The organism is Hymenobacter nivis (genome assembly GCF_003149515.1).
GTDB lineage: Bacteria > Bacteroidota > Bacteroidia > Cytophagales > Hymenobacteraceae > Hymenobacter > Hymenobacter nivis.
Window position 1 is genome coordinate 1,016,842 of record NZ_CP029145.1, and the last position, 17,840, is coordinate 1,034,681.

A 17,840-nucleotide genomic window follows, 5' to 3' on the forward strand; every position below is an offset into this window, starting at 1 on the left:
ACTTCTAGAAATGGGACTTCACGCAAGCCGTGACACGATAAAATCCGAGCACTCAACTCATCAATTGATACCCCAAACCACACTTATCACTACTTATGGAGCAACTCTTACAAAAAACGCTGACCTCGATTAAAACCGTACGCATTACCCCCACCGGCTTACGGGTACAGACCAAAAACCTGCGGGAAGAGCTGGACTACACACTCCAGTTTGACGACCTGGGGTTTGACACGGTCCGGCAGCGGGTCAAGTCCGCTAACCTGCCGTTCTACTGCTTTTTGGTCTTCGACGGGCTGTACGTGTGGCTCTTGGTCACGTCCGTCCGCCACCACGAGCCGTTCAAGCAACAGCTTTTTTGGCTGGGGGCGCTGCTGTTCTTCTCGGCACTCACGGGGTTCGCCTTCTTCCACCGCAACAAAGACGTGGTCCACCTGACGGGGGGAGCACGCACGCTGGAACTGCTTGCCACCCGCCCCGATGCGCCCCGCGTTGCCCTGTTTATTGCCGCCGTTCACCAGGCGATGCGCGACTACCACAAAGCCCGGTACGCCGCCCTCGACGCGCACCTGCCCTATGCGGCGCGCCTGGGGCGCTTGCAGGAGCTTCGGGAACGACACGTCGTTTCCGACGAAGAATACCGCACCCTACGCGATGCAATGCACTGGAGCAACGTCCTAAGCTTCCCCCGTCTCAGCGACAACTGAAGAGAAGTGGCGAGGTAGCGAGCGCCGACGATTTGCTACCTCATCTGTCCGTTGCCCAACTACGCTTTCGTACCGCTGGGGCATTTTGTGAGGCGAACGTCGTCATGCTGTACCCAGCACGAGCAGCGCACCAGCGCCTAACGGACCGCCGCCCCGCCTAACAGCGGGTAGCCTGGGCAAACCGGTTCCCCTTTGACAGGGTCAGTACGTTTGTCCCAGGATATATAGGAACACTTTTCGCCAACTTGCTACTTGTACACCACGACCAGGGAGCGTCCTTTAATCATAGCAATCAGGCGCTCGTTCACGGCTTTGCTCGTCATGAAGCACGCCAACGAGAAATTATAGAAGCCGGGGTCCGCGTGAAAGACGATGGCTCTACTACGGGCATTCGTGTTGACCCCCGCCGTGATGCCATCCACGCGCAAGGCGCGCCCAAAACGCCCCGTGTACGGGACTTTATCGGTCAGGAAGGTCCCGTAGCAACTTAACTCACTGCCCTCCTCGTTGGAGAATTTTGTGGGGTAGAGCAAGCCCGACCGGAAAGCGTGGGCAACCCTAGTGGACAAGACAACGGATTGACTTTTAACATCGTACACAAAAAGCCGTTTTTGACAAATGCTTTTCCGAAAATCGATGATTGTGATGAACCGGGTGTTGGCGAGCTTCGCCTGTTGAGCACCGTACTCCTTTTTTGCTTGCCTTAACAGGGCGGGGTCTAGCGAAGCGTGCGTGCTGTACCAAACTAGGGCGAGCAATCCACCCAGGAGCAGTAGCAAGAGCGCTTTCTTCATAAAGGAGCTGTATAGCAAGCAGGAAGGATTATTCGCGGCACCAATAGCCAACTCAACGTGAAGCGGGATAGCAAACCACTCGGCTTTGCAACGGGCGGTCGTTGCGGCTGAACGCCCTCGCGGGGGGGGCGGCTGTTTCCGGGCACGCACCACCTGGCAACGTTCCAAGTCCGGGAGGCGTCGGGTGCATACGACGTCAGCTTCACCAGCTCCGACAACACTACTATCCGGGTAGAGGCGAAGAAAACCACAGACTTTGCGCCGGACTCCATCTTTCCTTCCTTGGCGGCGGCTTCCGCCTTTTTTGAGCAGGGTGCCGTGGGCTACTCGCCCGGCGCCCACGGCTACGAGGGGCTACGGCTGCACGCCTACCGGTGGCAAGTGCGCCCGCTTGCCGTAGACAAGGTCCAGTCGAGCTTCTTCGAGGATACGACCCGTTTTCCAGTGGGCTCCATTCAGTTTGATAACGCGTTATTAATGAAAAATAGAGAACGAATAGCACAGCTTGGCTGCCAAGCCGCGTCTAGTCGGTACGTGCGGCGGCTAAATGCGGTGGTACGCGCCATTCCTATGGAAAAGAAAGTTGTCTACGGGAGCCGCCCCCAGCTTATCACGCGACTGGTTATAAGTTGGGGCTTCGTCGGGATGAGCCTTTGGATTAAGTACTAGGCTGGGCTCGCCTTTTTCGGGCTGTGCACCGTTGTGAGCACGTATCCGCTGCCAGACCCCAAAAGTTGCGAGCTTTTCGAGCCGATGAATAACCCAATTTAGTGAAGGGGATAACTACTGCGAAGCGCATACCACTCCTCGGCTGCTTCTACGATGTCATCTACGTAAACCTGACGTTTTACCTTCGTTTGAGCCGGATGGTAAGCGTCAATGTACAGCTTGCCATCCTTCATGTAATAGGCAATACTTGCCTTCCGTTGCGGCTCCACTCCTTCTAAACCCAAGGCGCGTTGGTAAAGCCAAAAGGTATTAGCAAAGACGAAAATATCGGGACTAAGCAAATTGATTTGCTCGTGTAATAAGTCCTTGTGCTTATTGTAGGAATCCGCAATATGGGAAAACTGGGTTCTGGTCATGCCCAGCGCGGGCAGTTTTTGTGCATTCACGATAGCTATGCTGCGCACGACATCACACATGAGCGGCTGATGACGAATAAAAGGCATATCGTCCCACCGCGTAAACCCGTTTATAATACCGAACGTCGCGTAAATAATAGGGTGCCAAGTTACCTTATGCGGCATTTTAAAGGTGCTGTTGTAAAGGTCGTCTCTATCAAAAAGTCCAGTAAAAGTCCACCCGCCGCCTTTGCCATTCGCTTCGTCGTAGGGCTCTTTCAGTAGCCAAGCCATTTTAATGGATGATTGCAGATAACGCCCGGCATTAACGGCACCATCATAAATCACGGACCGCTCATTATGCGGGTCGCCCATGTCGGCGTGAAACCGCGCGCTTAAGGCGTTGTCCAGTTCAGTAAATTGCGCTAGTTCCACAGTTGACACACGGGGGATAAATGAATATTAAGAATGCTTGGCATGATTACAGATAATATTTAATTGAAATCTTACTAATATTAAAATTGTCAAGTAAAAACAATGGCTAACATACAGCGACGGCAAAGAAATCCCCTGCGATTATGTTTGTACTTAGTGAACCACCTCCAACGAGACGCACAAAAGTGGTTGAGCGCCTGTGGTAAACATTCAAATTATTCATCAAATGGTTCAGCACACTTAACGCGTGCCTAGCGAGTCAATGCGACTTCATCTCGTCCTTCCCTAATTCAAAGGTGCTATGCTGAGTGAGTGGTTACTGGAACGGGGCTTTTCGCTGCGGCACGATGTAGCGGGGCGACCATCCATTGCCGCCCTTTTCGCTGGCTCCGCCACGTGCGGCATTCACATCCTGCACTTCGCCAACGAGGAGTACTACGTAGGATTAGCGAAGAATGTGGTCCGGCGGTACGTACAGCACCGCCGCACGCACACGGACATCGTGAGCCTGAGCTTTAAACCCGTGGAAGATGCACTGCTGAAGCGGGTCGAAAGCGCCGAGATTGCGTTCTTTAAGTCGCGGGTGCGCCTGCGCAACATCGACGAGATGGAAGACCTCATCATGGAGCGCGACGTGGACAAGCTGGTGGTACCCGAGGTTGCCGCGCGTTTCCTGCGCGAGGTTACCTATAACGACCTGAGCGGAGAGAAGTATCTTAACGAGGAACTGCAAGCCAACTACCGCTACCGGCAGTGCTTCCAACAGCTTACGCAGCAGCCATTTTACGTAGCGTTGCTTGCCGCGTGCAAACAATACGTCCACGCCGGGGTGCCCGCACCGGTCAAGACCGAGTACGCCTTCTGGTCGGTGACCTGCTTTCCGTTGAAGCCGCACAAGGAGGACACCATCGTTCTGAGGCTAAACATCTACCAGCAGGAAGTTTTCACCGTCTTCCGAACGACCCTGGCGAACGGAAAGAAGTCGTTGGAGTACTGGTTCCAGCTAGCGAAGACCCCGCTCATGGAACTGAACAACGGCATCAGCGGCATGGCAATGATTCGACAACAATGTTCCTCCGCGAGGTTCGATGACCACTTCTACCGCACCGGGGGCAACGACCAACTGCGGCTGGGGGTATCAGCCGCAGACTTCACGCGCTTGGTGCGTTTGCCTGCATTCCGCAAAGCGGTTCGCTTGCACAACCTGCGGCTGATGCGCAAAGGCACCAATATGAACCGGGTATCCCATTGCATGGATTTTGCGGAGGAGTTACTAAAACCTGCTTAACTCTACTCGTGGAAAGAAGGCATTGCCCGGAATTACTCCACGACCTTTGCTGCCGAACCTGCGCAAATGCAGCGCCTCCAAAATATAGTTTTTACAAGCTTGGAGAAAAATTAAGCAATTCAACAACGTGGATATGCCGCAAAGCATCCTTAACTCTTAAGCTTAATCAAGCTGCTAAACCGGTTCAAAAGTATTGCCCGCGGCTCCTTCCCTGTTTTTTCAATGTTTATTTCCCAATTGTTCTTCCGTGCGGTACTCAGCACGTTGCTCGTCACTTGGCTGGTCGGGTGCTCCCACGACGAAATCCCTACCCCCGCCGCGGACAGCACCATGGCGACCCGCGACGACCACCTGGCACTGGGCAACCCCAGCGGCGCGACGACGGACGTAAACCAGCCTACGAACTATTTACTCCTAAAGCCCCAATACGCGCTCTCTTACCATCGTGACCGCGGCATCCCCAACTGGGTGAGTTGGCACCTCAGCGCGGCGTGGCTGGGCACTGCTTCGCGGCAGGATGATTTTCGAGCAGACAATACCTTGCCTTCCGGATGGTACCGGGTCACCGCTTCCAGCTATTCCGGCTCGGGCTTTGACCGGGGGCACAACTGCCCGAGTGGGGACCGGACCAGCACGGTGGCGGACAACTCGGCGACGTTTCTGATGACCAACATGGTCCCGCAAGCGCCGCAAAACAATCAGCAGACGTGGGCGAAGCTCGAAGACTACTGCCGTACGCTGGTGGCTGCCGGTAACGAGCTTTACGTGGTATGCGGCAGCTACGGCAATGGGGGAACAGGCACGAACGGCTACCAAACAACCTTGGACAATGGTCGGGTCGCCGTTCCCAATCGTATATGGAAGGTCATCGTGGTGCTTCCCGTAGGGGCAAACGATGTGGGTCGCGTCACTAGCAGCACCTGATTCATTGCCATCAACACCCCAAATGACAACGGGCTGAACAACGATTGGGGGAACTACCGCACCAGCGTCGACGCGGTTGAACAGGCGACCGGATTGGAACTGCTGTCAGCGCTTCCAAATGGTATACAAAATGCCATTGAAACGCGGGTCGATCCCGGTCCCACTCAATAGATTTCAACCGCAACAGCTATGTCAGGCTTGGAATCGGGTTCTAGTCAGGGATAGAATCCTTGAATGATTTCAGGGTTCCGGCAAGTTCTACGTAAGAACTGTTGCGGCTTTTAATCATCTCGTTTATGAGCAACTTCTTGGCTGATGCTGTTGAATCAGGAAGGTCATCCCCGAATAGACCATTAGCGAACATCATTATGTTGCGCTTGTAATCGGTGGTGAATGCCGGGACGGTTCCACCTTCCTCAGTGATTTTCCTTGTAACGTAGGCTTCATCCCAAAGCATTTCTTCAGAAATGCGCCCGGGCAGGTAGCCAAGGTTAGTAGATAGATAGGCGAGGTAAGTGTTCGATGAAGCAATTTTTTGCGCTACATCCCCGGTTTTTCCTGTTCCGTTTATTCGGAAACCAAGTTTTTCAAAACCTATGTTCGTCGCGTCTTTTAGCGTGCGCTCCAGAAAACTGAAGTCTTTGGCATCGGCAACCCCGAAGGATGACGGGTCAGGAACCGCTTTGCGTTTGTCGCCGTCCAGCAGGATGAATTTATGCTTTTCATTTTCCTCGGAGTAGGTGACCGCCCTCTTATAGATTTCCTCCGACCCCCCGGGATAATAAATGACCCGAAACAGCAGGGCGTAGTCAGTCCCCATACTGGTCAGCACCTTTTCAACGATGGTTTTGGCGGTGATGTCCTCAACAATCACAATGTATTTGTCATCCTCATGCAGCTCCATACCGATGCTTTGGAACGCCTCAAGATAATGGCTTGAGTTCTGCACGATAAATTTTCCAGACGGGTCCTGCAGGAATATTTTGATTGCGTTATCGGGCAGAAATTCAACGAATTTCGGAGAGTGTGTTGATATAACTATCTGCAATTTCTTTGCGAGCAGGGTCTCAAGCAGGAAAATCTTAAGTTCTTCCTGCGCTCCAGGATGCAGCGAAACCTCCGGCTCATCCAATATAATGAGGCTGTTATTAGGGACTTTACTGACTTCATGCACCAGCTTTACAACAGCATACTCGCCCCTGCCGGCGTAGGCTTCCGAGTAGCTAAGAGCATTGGTTTTGAAATATGCAGTCAGTCCACCGCTACCATAAAAATTGTGGACAAGCAAAACGCAGGCATCGTAAGTCTTACCCAGAATCTTAGCTACAGTCGCTATTTCAGCGGCAGTAAGTGTCACCGGGACACTGTTTTTTCGGTTACGGACCGAGACGACGGTACCCGTGTCGATGGCGCTTTTAACATATTTGGAATACTTCCTCAGAACGTCCTGCTTGCTTCTAAGTGTCGACGTTATGGAGAATTGCCCGAAATAAAAGAACTGGTCGAACGCACTCAACTCGGCTCTGAAATCAAGATATACAACCTTCTTCTCAATTGCAGGTCGGCGCTTTCCCCCGGGCAGTAGTGTCATACCATAGGCGGCAATAGGGCGAGACGGCTCCCAATAGTCAGCACCTTTCGAAGTGCCGATACGTGACTTGAGAACTTCGAAAATTCCTCCAGCGGCACTCTTGTACCCGTAGACAAAACAGTTGGGTGCATTCGATTCCTGCTGAATCGGGTCAACAAGCGTTGAAAACCAGAATCTGCCAGTGCTCCGGTTCTTGGGGGCTCCATAAATTGCATGAAGCGCGGAGCTTTTACCAGAGCCATTTAACCCGGTTAAAACCGTAAGCGGAAAAGAGAAGTCAATTCTGGTGTTATCCAGCAGGTTCTTGAAATGAGGGAACCTTATATACTCAATGTAATTTGGGAATTGGTTTGCGGCATGAGCGCGATGAATACTATTAATCAACGCTTTTATTTTTGCCGCTTTGCTCATACTAGTGAAGCCGTCACCTCGGCTGTTTGGGGAGAAATAATAGAGCGGGCAATCTGCTCAGCGAGAAAAGGAGGAACAGCATTGCCGATTTGACGTGCCTTGGCTGCAATGCTGGAGCCATAGAAAGAGTAGTTCCTGTCAAACGTCTGGAGTGTAGCGCCCTCCCGCAGTGACAATGCTCTGTCCTGGTCTGGATGACCAAACCTTCCGTTGGACAGACTGATAAACTTTGTAGTAATGGTTGGTGCGGGAGCATTCCAGCGCAGCCTACCGTACGTGTCAGTGAATGCTTCCGTGTCCTGAAACTGTGAGGGTATTGCCAGCGCCACATCGTCGACATAAGAAAGTCGTGTCCCACCGTCTTTTGGCGTAGACTGTATCCTAAGCAGGTTCAGGTCGGACAAACCTGCTGTTATGTGCAGTGCTGAGGTCTCATCTTTTGCACCCGCAGCGAGAACAGGGAACCCATGCCCCTCTGAGATGAAATCGAATACCACGCTGGCAGGAGATGCAGCGGGTGCCGGAAGCTTTACTGCCTTGTTTACTCTTGAAGCGATTAGTAGGAATCGTCGGCGCGTTTGCGGCACGCCATAGTTCATGGCGTTGATTACCTTTTTATCGAAGTGATAGCCTTTGGTTGACAAAAAAGCCAGAAAATCGTCCAGCGGGCTCTCCACTTTCTTGGTAAGAATACCCGGGACGTTTTCAATTACAACTGTGCCCGGGTTGTAATGGTCAACAAATCTTCTGAAGTCATTAAGCAAGTTTTTGGATTCTTCTGACTTCTTCTTGTCTGTTTTAATCTTACTCCAGTACTGGCAAGGGCTGCAACCGATGAATATCAAGTGGTCATCCCCGACCCTGATTTTTGTCTGTTTTGTGAACTCACGAAAAGTGAGCGTCTTGATATCTGCCAGTATGAACTTGGAGCCGACGTTGTTATCCTCGTAAGTCTTCCTGCAGTCGTGGTCAAAATCAACCCCGGCGATGACGTTCACTCCGGCTTTCCGGAAACCATTGGTCATGCCTCCTGCTCCACAGAAAAAATCGACTGCTTTGTATTTAACTTTTTTGGGCACCTTGCTTTTTTTCTGGATTTCAGAGGCTAAGATATAGCAAGTTTCCACGCTTAAGGCAATGGTTCACGCAGACCCAACCTGAAAGCATCGGGGTTCGGACCGAAGAGCGTTATCCTTCCTATTGGCAGGAGGCTTACCTACAGCACCTTTCCAGCATGGAGCATGTTGAAAATTTCATGGCAGATGTTCACTCACCTTCGGTGCGCAGTTATAACATGTCCCGAATCAGGAGCAAGGATACCAAGCCTGAGCTCCTTGTTCGTCAGTACTTGCACAGGCATGGATTCCGTTACCGCCTGCACACTGCCACGCTTCCCGGTAAGCCCGACCTAGTGTTTCCTAAGCTCTGCACCGTGGTATTCGTACACGGCTGTTTCTGGCACTGCCATGAAGGTTGCCGGTACTTTGTAGTGCCAAAAACCAGAACTGACTTCTGGATGAATAAAATCGGGCGAAATGTTGCCAACGACCTGCGGCAGCAATCGGAGCTTGTCGCACTGGGGTGGAGGGTGATAACGGTTTGGGAGTGTGAGCTGAAGCCACTTACCAGAGAGGCGACCCTTGTTGCTTTGGTCAACGAGCTAACGAGTCCTCCAGAGGCTGCCCAATTCGTCAACTAGCACGAAGCTAAGAGGCTGCTCAATGCCAGCCTGAAATCAAGTGTATTAGCTTCTGTTACTCCTGCACAATCAAAATTGTCCCGCATAGAGTTTCGTCTTCATCGTATCCAAATCTCACTCCGGTCAATTCAGACAATGCCACCATTGCCGAATGGTTTATTTGTCCTTCGTGGTCAAATATTGAGTAAGCAACGTAACCTGTGTCACTTGCAAGTATATCTACTAACCCTGGTGCACAATTTAACAACAGAGGCACCCGCTCGGGTATGCTCACTAATTTAGTTATTGCGTCAGGTAAAACCAGCCCCTGAGTGGTTATAAGTTGGGGTGGTTGCTGCGGAACGTAGAGGGTAGCGTACATGGGCAATAAATAGACTGCGTTGTATCCCACATAGGAGCAAATTATAACTTTAAACCGCAGTATTCATCCAATAGTCTACGCATGGTAGTTGCTACGCCTAGCGCCATTGGCACTGGCACACCGTTTCCTATCATCTTAAACTTCGTGGTTAATGAGGGACCTTCGGGTAGGATATAACTTTCGTCTACGCCTTGAATACGCAGCACTTCGCGCACGGATAACCGTTGGGGCAACCACGGGTGTAAGTGTACTTCGTTATTACCATAACAAGCAGTGGGACTAAATCGATAACGGTGCAGCCGCTTGAAACAGCGGTTTCCTACCATCCCTTCTGGTGTGCTTATTGCTTTTTGGGAATTTAACTTGAAGCGGTCACGGGCATTATGGGTTGAGGCTTCTTCTTCAGTAGGCACCAAGCAATTGTTAATAGATAGTGCCTTGACTGTTTCACAGGTTGGTACTTCAGGTACCGCGCCTGGCAATTCTATGGTAGCCCACTTGCAACTTTTTCTTTTTCCCCGATGAGTAGGATGTTGCTCGGTTGTCCATCCTGCCCAGTTATTCGCAGGCGCCAGTTTACGTTGGTCGTCCGTGAGTTCCTTTGTCACCAAATCACGTCGTAGCCCTATAAAAAAAAGTCGCTCCCGGCTTTGTGGCACACCATAATCCAGGGCATTGAGCTTGGCGAAATCTGTTAAATAGGCTGCTCCCATGCTTTCACGTAACTTGTCGAAAGTAGCCCGGTGATTCTTCTGGAGCAGTCCAGTGACGTTCTCCATTACAAAAAATGCTGGATGCATCTCTAAAATGTGTCGGCAATACTCGTGGGTCAAACTGCCACGATTACCCTCAAAGCCAGCCCTTAACCCAGCAATACTAAAGTCCTGGCATGGGGGTCCCCCGATGATGCCAAATAATTCGTGCTTACCACCGGGGAATACACTTTTCAAGATACTCGCAGGTCCGCCCAGGTCACTCAATTGAGCTGGCGAACTAATTTTTGCCTCTGGTTTAGCGCAGCCTCTATCGCGCCTCCACGCAGTTATGCCATGCTCATAGAATTGTACGAAACCCGGATGCATCTCATTGGTCCAGACAATGGAGTACCCTGCTTTTTCAAAACCCATGTCCAGAAAGCCACCACCGGTAAAGAAGGAAAGAACTGGGATGGTCGAAAGCTTACCAGATGCAACTAATTGAATCATATACTTAACTAACGCCACAGCCCCCTACGGGCACGGCGCACGTAATATCGGTTGCAGTAAAAGTAAGTCGGTTGGCAGCAGGTCTTGCGTTACATACCAAGATTTCGCCCCCTGTGATGGATGTAAGCTGGGCAGACAACCTCTTACTAACGATGCCAACAGACATGAGCTGCCGCCTGGTACTGCCCAATTCAAGGACGAGTTGCAGGCGGTCACCAAATATTTTATGCGAGACGAGTGCCCCCATGAGGTCAGAGGGTGCACTATCAGGGTCGAGGCGTATTTGCCCTATGTAAACCGGGCACATTGCCCTGGACCTACACCAACCGCATTGCTCGGGTGTAGGGGTTGCTAATTGCTCAACTTGACCGTCAGCTACCCCTTGGTTTACAGCAGCCAGTAACTGCCGTGCTTCGGTTAGTAAGCCTACACATTCCTCTGGGGTAAATGGAACCTCTATTTCTTCACCCGTCGCGTCCACCAAGAGCAGCTTGCTAGGAAACTCCTTATAAGTGTGCTTGTAGAGCGCCGCGTATAATTTAAGCTGGCTTGCGTACTCTGGCTTTATTTCACCAGTTACGCTATCAATTACTTGACCCGATTTAAAATCCTTAATTACCCACCCAGATGAGGTGCGTAGTATTAAATCAGCTTTGCCACTTACTTGCCCTGTATCGTCAGCTAGCACCTTTTCCGCTCCACCTTGAGTGGAACAGTCATTTTTATGCTCGTGGGACGGAGTTCGGTATTTCCATGTGCGCAGGAAAAGGGCTCGACGGACAGCAAAGTTTGGGACCGAATAACGTAGAGGCGCTATAGGCGCTGTTGATGCCCTTTTTGAAAGCTGAGCTTCAAAATCATCCGCTACCCGCAGCCAAATTCGCTCTAGTTCGACTTGGTTGGCAGGCGATTCTTTAAACGCCTGCTCGGCAACACGGTGAATCAATGTCCCTACCAGCATGTAGACCGTAGGCGGAAGCCCCCCTTGAGGAAATGTGCGTTCCAGCACTACTTGAAGCGCACACTTCCTCAACGCCTCAAAGTGGCTAGGTGAAATTGACGTTAGGGGAACGAGCTTCATAGTGAGCACTTCCCGTTTAATAGCCACTCGTAGCAACGTCCCTGTCGCCGATGTAGATTGAAAGTATCGATGAAATGGGCTGAACCTCCTGTCAGGGCTGCCATTACTTTTGCCTCAACCACTATATCAGCCAGCCAGCCATCCTCCTTATTGTCCAGCACATTCCAAAAGGGATGCACTATCAATAGAATTTCGCTACCGTCAACTTTAACACCAGGTAGTCCAGGACCAACCACGGGTTGAATTGTGATTGGCTCCATCTGGTCAAACGTGTTACAAAACAGGTCCCGCAACCCGTGGGCATGAACAAGCCAATCAGCAATTTCTGGCGCATCAAAGAACCCATCTGCTCCCGAATGATGTTTTTTTTCAAACATCACACGGAGTAATCCCAACCCTAACCGCCAATCGAGCAGAGCATGGTAGCTCATATTACGGTACCCCTTTAAGCAGTCGTAACACGCATCGGCACAGGTGGTCCTATGACCATCTAACAAAAACACATCTGTATAGCAGATGCTTTCGTCGGGTTTTAACTCGCGCTTGTAAAGCACCTGCCGGAGCAAATTATTGGCATCATCCTTCAACAGTAGGTTATATAGCTCCGCAACAAAACCTGAACCGTTGGGCAGGCTGTCACATAAAATCAGCTCCCCAACCTGACGCCCAAATATGTCATCGGGTAAGGCAACGCTACTCAATCCGGCTACCTCAATCTCAACGGGGTCAACGTCGAGCTTATCTGCTATTACCCGTTGCAGTAAAAAAGCAGCGGTGTAGTATGCCGCCTTTACGCCATCCGCGAGTGGGCTACGCAACGGATTGGGGTCAAGGCTTAGGCTTCCAGGTAGCTCGTTGGGGCGCAACCGCAAAATCTCAGTGGTTTTGTGCGCGGCTAACGCTAGCTTTTCCAGGGGGGTATCGGCAGTTGGTGCTGGTCGAGCCGATATCTCGTAACCGCGCTGCCACTCATCGCGGTCAGTCCACAACTCCGCCGGTTCAGCCAGCCATTGCTGGGGTGAGTTGAGGAACTGGCTGGTATTTGGTCTGGAAGGAAAATCATTTCGAACGTTGTCGTACAACCGCCCCCTAAATAACTGTTCCCGTGGACCACGATTGAGTCTCCACGCAGCATCAGAATCAGCCAGTTCAGCCCACATTCGCCCGAGAACATCAGATGTAGGTGCTACGGTACTACGCTCAGCTACCAGCGGGGGGCGTGTGAAAAATGCTTGCGTTTGACTCCGCTCATCGCGTCCACCCGTGTAAGCAGTGCGGAATGCTGCTGGAGTGCAAATACGGAAGAGAGTTGGTGGCTTGTTTCCGTCCCCATCTTCGGATAAAGTGACGCCGCACTGCGGGCATACTATCTCCAATGACACGGGGTCTGGCGCAGGCTTGACTTTGTAGGTCTTACAATGCAAGCAAACTGTGCAGTTACTCATCCACATGTCCAGTTCGAAGGGTTTTCCGGGTTGGGACGTGTCCAAGGGGTCTGGGGCTATTGAAGGATTATAAAATCTTCCCTCACGCTTCTCCATCAGGGGGGCGGTGAACCCCACTGCTAGTTGTACCGTCTTGTCCTTCAATTTCTGAGCTCCCGGCGCAAACTCGTATATCGCCATGTCAAGGGAGCGGTCGATGCACGGGAACTCCCAGTGGCGCTCGTTGCCATTAGCACGGCGAACGTCCAAGTGAAGATTCCTGACATCGGAGGGCATCCCGAACATGGGCAGCACACCCCCTCTCGCCAGCTTTTCAGCAGGGTCAACGCCCGGTACCGTAACCGACGTGGCGGTGCCATTCACTTTGGCATCCATTCCTTCCAGTCCGTTATCCAGCATCCAAGCCAGCATATGAGCCCGCCTTGCAACTGCCGCTGGGGCTGCCCCTGGCACCAACTGCTCTAGTAATCTTGAAGCCAGTCGTTGCCCGTCAGCACCCTGCAACCAAGCCTTTGCATGAAACCAATTATTACTCCACTCGCCTAGCCCCCCAAATGAGCCAAGCATATTGTTGCCGGTAATATTCAACTCTTGGAATGCCGCCTGTAACAGCGCTTTTACTAAGACGCGGCGCACAATCCGGTCTTGGTCCATTGCGAGGAAGGGGATTGGGGGCGGGTCACCGGTAATCCGTTCGGGATGAGAGAAATAAAATTCGTCGTGGCTTCGCCCTCGGCAAAAGGTGAGGGTGACTGCGTAGGCTTGCCCACGGCGTCCAGCCCGTCCGACCCGTTGCTGATAATTGAAGCGTTGCGGGGGCATGTTCGCCATCATCACAGCCTGCAAGGAACCGATATCGACCCCGACTTCTAGCGTGGTTGTTACGCTCAGCAGGTCGATACGGCGCACCTTGCCCGGTCCCTCGTCTGGCAGCACAACGTTACGGAAGTGCCGCTGGCGCTCGAACTGGTTGTCAGTTTGACCTGTAAGTTCTTCACAGTGAAGTCGGATTGGGGCACGGTGTTCAACGGCAGCATGATAAGCCAGATAGTTTCGGCTCCACAACGCTGCACAATTGGACTTCTGATTATCGCTAAGTGGTTTGCGGCAATTGGTGCAAACATTGGCTGCCAAATGCAAGTGCGGGCGTTGGCAGTTGGCGCATATCCATGCTGGGCTAGATGAACCCATCCCTTGTAGCCATAATCTGCGGATTACTACGTGGGCTCTAGAGTCTAATATGTTGCGGTTGTCCGCTTGGTTTTGATTATCGGGTCGCAATGCGGCAAATAAAGCCCTACCCAATTCGTCCTCGTTCAGCCCGTGTACCTCGGCTACCTTTTTAAGGTACCTGCGCACTTTGGAAGGCAACTCGTTCCAGCCCGAAATCGAGTCCGGTTTTTCATATTCACCAGGCGTGTACATGTAGCTGTCGCCCAGCACCCTTATAAATGCGGCGGCTACTTCTATCTCCCGGTCTTCAAGGGTAGTCCCTTTTAATTTATTGGCTAAAGGGGATAGTTGGTTTAGTGGTGGGATAGCCAGCCCCAGTCCGGATGCCTCAAGTGAGTAGAATAGTCTTTTAAACAGTAGTTCACCAACGGTACGCTCAAGCCCTTTAGCTAAAAGGGCTTCCTGATTGGTATAGTCGTCTCGCAAGTAAGGGACTTCATTATCGAAATTGACGGCTTGGTACCAAGGTACCGATTCACCACCTGCATTAGATTGGGCACGTTGATTGTCCAGCTTGTAGCCGCCTGGGTTGACACCTAATTGGAGAAGCCCCCGCAACAAAAACCCCTTACCAGATTTTTCAAGTCCAGAAATCAGCGCCGCTATAGGTGTCAGCTTACGTTGAACGTGCTCGATTTCTTCCCTTGCCAAGCGCCGTTTATCACCGGGCACTTTGCTTTGGCTATCGTCGATAATATTAGCCATATACAAATAGGCTGCCGCGAGTTCTGGCGACTGCTTTTGCATTTCTAATAAATCATCATCGTCCAATTCGGTCAATTTATTAAGCAGCGAAGCAGATTTAGGATACAGAGTTGCTAATTGAGCGTATCCTTCTTTATCCAGCTTTTTAAACAGGGCCTCATGCAAAAGTCCCAAGGCGGGTAATTCTCGCATCAAGTAGTCAGCTAGCACTTCACGGGTCAAGTCGCTGAAATGGGTTTTTTCTATGCCATCTGCTACCCGTGCCGCGTCCTCCCGGCTATCCGAAAACACTACCAGTTTCCGTCTTTTCTCGTCGGGCACCAGTTGTAGCAACAGCTCTTTGGCATAGGTCTGGCTAGTCTGGGCAAAACCAGTCCGAAACCCTCGCACTGGGCTCATACGCCCTGAAAATGAGTCATTATTGCCGTATGGTACGTGGTTAGCTCCACACCCTGGGCACACCCCCGGCAGCCCCCTCAACTGACTTTCCAACTCCGGGGTAATCGGTGTTCCATCAGCTTTCACCTTGAAAATTCGTCCGGGAATCCAGTCCGGTTTATTCTCATTATGCCTGCCTTCGACCACAAGACCTGAGCGGCTGTTCAGGCAGGCATCATGCCATTCTGATTTATTTTGCCACCCCTGCCCATCATTGGATTCGTTTTTAGGCTGCCTCCACCAAGGTATCGTACTTCCCCAGGACTCACTACGAACACGCTCATGAGGTGTGTAACGTTGACCTGCTTCAAGCCAGAAAACCGCATAGTCCCGGTAGGAACGTCGCTCGACTGTCGTGTCTGCACCCTTTTCTGGTATTCCCTCAATCTCGGGGCTAACCGATAACATTTGGAATCCTTGCCCATTAGGTAATCTCAGGCGACTACCACCCAGGAATGTCGTCCCACATTTTTCACAGTACAGCAGCTCAAGAACGTGTTGGTTATCATGGGTGCGCAGCTCCGGCTGGGGCAAGAGTACTGCTAAGGAGTTTTTGTGCAGGGCATCCGCCTGCTGCAACCCAGCCCACAACCCTTCAATATTTCGGAAAAAATAATGAAATCTGAAGCGGGGAAGGTCTACATCGCCCAGCAAGCCCCGTGCGATAAACATCCCACGCACAGCTTGTCGCAGCCTTTCGGGGATTACTCCATCCTGGTCACCAAACAGGCTTACTGTCAGCGGCGTTAATGTGTCTTTATGACCAAGTGCAGGAAATGGTGGGGACGCCACTGGCACAGCCCGATACGCTCCAGCCCCATCACGACAAGCAATGTATAACCGCTCTCGTAGCTGCCAGTGGCAGAATGCGCTCATTAACTTACCATCTCCACCTGGAAGAAGGGCGGCTGCCAGCTTAGCGACTAACGTCGCGGGGTCACCCTCATTCCATGAGTTAGCTAGCTCCTCGAAGGGCTGCCATGGTAGTGAGCCAGCATTAGGCGTAGGCGCTTCTATAACCTTTGTTTTACCCGTGATAATGGAAAAATTTTGCGCGGGGTCTACTACGCCGAAAAAGTCGCGTAGGAACTGAGTGCTTTTACCTTCCGGGGCACCATCAATTTCAGGTTCCAACGAAGCACTGCTCGCAAGTATGCGAAGCTGAGGATGTGTGGGATTTAGCCCTAAACGGTCCAATACCAGCCTGAGCAGACATGCTACTTCGGTCCCCGCAGTTCCACGGTATAGGTGCAATTCGTCTACTACTAAGTGGAAGATGCGCTTTTTTAGCTCCTCTTTCTTTGTTTCATCCGCTATCCCCTCAAGGTCATCACCCCGTAACCATTTTTTTGTTTTCTCAAAAATTGGCTCGTCTACCTCGCGCATCAACATGATGCCAAGCATAGAGAAGTTTGTGATGAGTATGTCAGGAGGGGACTCCTGCATGTCAAACCGACTCCGCATCTCAGCACCGTCTGCTTTCGGGAAAAAAGCTAACAATTCTCTTGTTTCTTCCTCGGATAGCCCCTCCTGACGAGCATAGTCATTTATGCGTAGCTCATTTTCGGTCAAATTCTGCAAACGCTCCCGAAGCTTGCTAACCTTCGCCAGATTAGCTTCTCCATCTTTTAGCAACTCGCCTGCAACTGGGGTTTCGCTTGTATAGCGCCCAAATGTGATGCGGTTGCCCTTAGCCGGACTACCGGACGAGGTAAGCCATTTCGTTACCTCGGTGGAGTCGAGAGCAAGGCGCAACCGGGTAAGTTGGTCTTCAACTAGCGCATTCATTGGGTAAAGGAGTAACGCCCGCATAGCAGCGGGACGGGTTTCGTTTCCCCGTTGTTGATACTCTTCGCAGAGCCCCGTGTGCGAAGCGCCAGGCTGCACGACCCTGTTATCTCTCACCCCACTATTGGCATTCCACCAAGTATTAGCTTCTGGGAAGGAAGCGCGTGGTGGTGTCCAGCCAACTAGTTCACGGCATATCTGGGCAAGCAGTGGGAGTAGAAAAGACTCTGTTTTGCCAGAACCAGTACCAGAAGTAATGACGCAGCGCTCACCTTCCAATGCTCGACGCAGCATCTCGGCTTGGTGCGCGTAGAGTTCACGTCGCTTTCCGGGGACTTCGGGCATCAGCCCAACTTTTATTAACGACTTAAATGCCTCAAGCTCCTCGTCATTCAAAGCTCTGCTCACATCCTCACTTGTCAATTCTGACACTTGCATGTCACTCGACAGGTATTCGGGCAGGGGCTCAGCCCATGGCTCGCGATACATGACCCGGTCTTGTAGAAGCAGGTCTTTACGCGCATCTTCCAAATACTGAAATTTTGTACGGAAGGCTGTTTGAATGTATAGTATGAAGTTGTCTCGAATGGTATCAAATGCACCAACTGGGTCAATGAGGTCGGTAGATGTCGGCATGTAAGACTGGGTGTGTAAGGGTAGGTGCCGAGGTGATA

The 17,840-nt window shown here is 51.6% G+C and carries 13 protein-coding genes; 5 read left to right on the plus strand and 8 right to left on the minus strand.

Going from position 1 to position 17,840, the window contains the following annotated elements:
- The first annotated feature begins 95 nt into the window (after positions 1–95).
- Positions 96–704: a hypothetical protein gene (locus tag DDQ68_RS04420; protein ID WP_109655196.1), complete on the plus strand. Its 609-nt coding sequence runs from the start codon at positions 96–98 to the stop codon at positions 702–704.
- Positions 705–952: 248 nt separating this feature from the next.
- Here DDQ68_RS04420 and DDQ68_RS04425 read toward each other — a convergent pair whose 3' ends face one another.
- Positions 953–1,498 (minus strand): murein L,D-transpeptidase catalytic domain-containing protein, encoded by a 546-nt coding sequence (locus DDQ68_RS04425; protein WP_109655198.1) that lies wholly within the window; start codon positions 1,496–1,498, stop codon positions 953–955.
- 282 nt (positions 1,499–1,780) lie between these two features.
- On the opposite strand from DDQ68_RS04425, the gene DDQ68_RS04430 reads away from it, so the two are divergent.
- The gene (locus DDQ68_RS04430; protein ID WP_109655200.1) at positions 1,781–2,167 is read left to right on the plus strand and encodes a hypothetical protein; all 387 of its coding nucleotides are present in this window, start codon (positions 1,781–1,783) and stop codon (positions 2,165–2,167) included.
- 98 nt (positions 2,168–2,265) lie between these two features.
- On the opposite strand, the gene DDQ68_RS04435 is transcribed toward DDQ68_RS04430, so the two are convergent.
- A complete protein-coding gene (locus DDQ68_RS04435; protein ID WP_162549832.1) occupies positions 2,266–3,006 on the minus strand; it encodes a hypothetical protein in 741 nt (246 codons plus the stop codon).
- Between the two features lie 292 nt (positions 3,007–3,298).
- Here DDQ68_RS04435 and DDQ68_RS04440 point away from each other — a divergent pair, with 292 nt between their 5' ends.
- Together DDQ68_RS04440 and DDQ68_RS04445 are read left to right on the plus strand one after the other, a co-directional pair.
- Entirely contained in the window at positions 3,299–4,285 is a 987-nt protein-coding gene (locus DDQ68_RS04440; protein ID WP_109655204.1) for a GIY-YIG nuclease family protein, read from the plus strand.
- 222 nt (positions 4,286–4,507) lie between these two features.
- Positions 4,508–5,209: a DNA/RNA non-specific endonuclease gene (locus DDQ68_RS04445; protein WP_342767435.1), complete on the plus strand. Its 702-nt coding sequence runs from the start codon at positions 4,508–4,510 to the stop codon at positions 5,207–5,209.
- A gap of 211 nt (positions 5,210–5,420) precedes the next feature.
- Here the strand turns inward: DDQ68_RS04445 and DDQ68_RS04450 are convergent, their stop codons facing one another.
- Positions 5,421–7,211 (minus strand): ATP-dependent nuclease, encoded by a 1,791-nt coding sequence (locus DDQ68_RS04450; protein WP_109655206.1) that lies wholly within the window; start codon positions 7,209–7,211, stop codon positions 5,421–5,423.
- The gene (locus tag DDQ68_RS04455) at positions 7,208–8,338 is read right to left on the minus strand and encodes a DNA cytosine methyltransferase (protein ID WP_211320226.1); all 1,131 of its coding nucleotides are present in this window, start codon (positions 8,336–8,338) and stop codon (positions 7,208–7,210) included. The genes DDQ68_RS04450 and DDQ68_RS04455 overlap by 4 nt, the downstream gene beginning before the upstream one ends.
- A gap of 167 nt (positions 8,339–8,505) precedes the next feature.
- Between DDQ68_RS04455 and DDQ68_RS04460 the strand changes: the two genes are divergently transcribed.
- On the plus strand, positions 8,506–8,910 hold the full coding sequence (locus tag DDQ68_RS04460) for a very short patch repair endonuclease (protein WP_245897416.1): 405 nt from the start codon (positions 8,506–8,508) through the stop codon (positions 8,908–8,910).
- A gap of 55 nt (positions 8,911–8,965) precedes the next feature.
- Here the strand turns inward: DDQ68_RS04460 and DDQ68_RS22535 are convergent, their stop codons facing one another.
- The 4 genes from DDQ68_RS22535 to DDQ68_RS04475 are packed head-to-tail and all read right to left on the minus strand — an operon-like array spanning position 8,966 to position 17,802.
- Positions 8,966–9,271, minus strand: coding sequence for a hypothetical protein (locus tag DDQ68_RS22535; RefSeq protein ID WP_162549833.1), 306 nt, complete (start codon positions 9,269–9,271; stop codon positions 8,966–8,968).
- A 41-nt stretch (positions 9,272–9,312) separates the two neighbouring features.
- Positions 9,313–10,476: a DNA cytosine methyltransferase gene (locus DDQ68_RS04465; RefSeq protein WP_109655207.1), complete on the minus strand. Its 1,164-nt coding sequence runs from the start codon at positions 10,474–10,476 to the stop codon at positions 9,313–9,315.
- Between the two features lie 4 nt (positions 10,477–10,480).
- Entirely contained in the window at positions 10,481–11,557 is a 1,077-nt protein-coding gene (locus DDQ68_RS04470) for a RecB family exonuclease (protein ID WP_109655209.1), read from the minus strand.
- A complete protein-coding gene (locus DDQ68_RS04475; protein WP_109655211.1) occupies positions 11,554–17,802 on the minus strand; it encodes a DEAD/DEAH box helicase in 6,249 nt (2,082 codons plus the stop codon). Before DDQ68_RS04475 ends, DDQ68_RS04470 begins: the two co-directional genes overlap by 4 nt.
- Positions 17,803–17,840 lie beyond the last annotated feature (38 nt).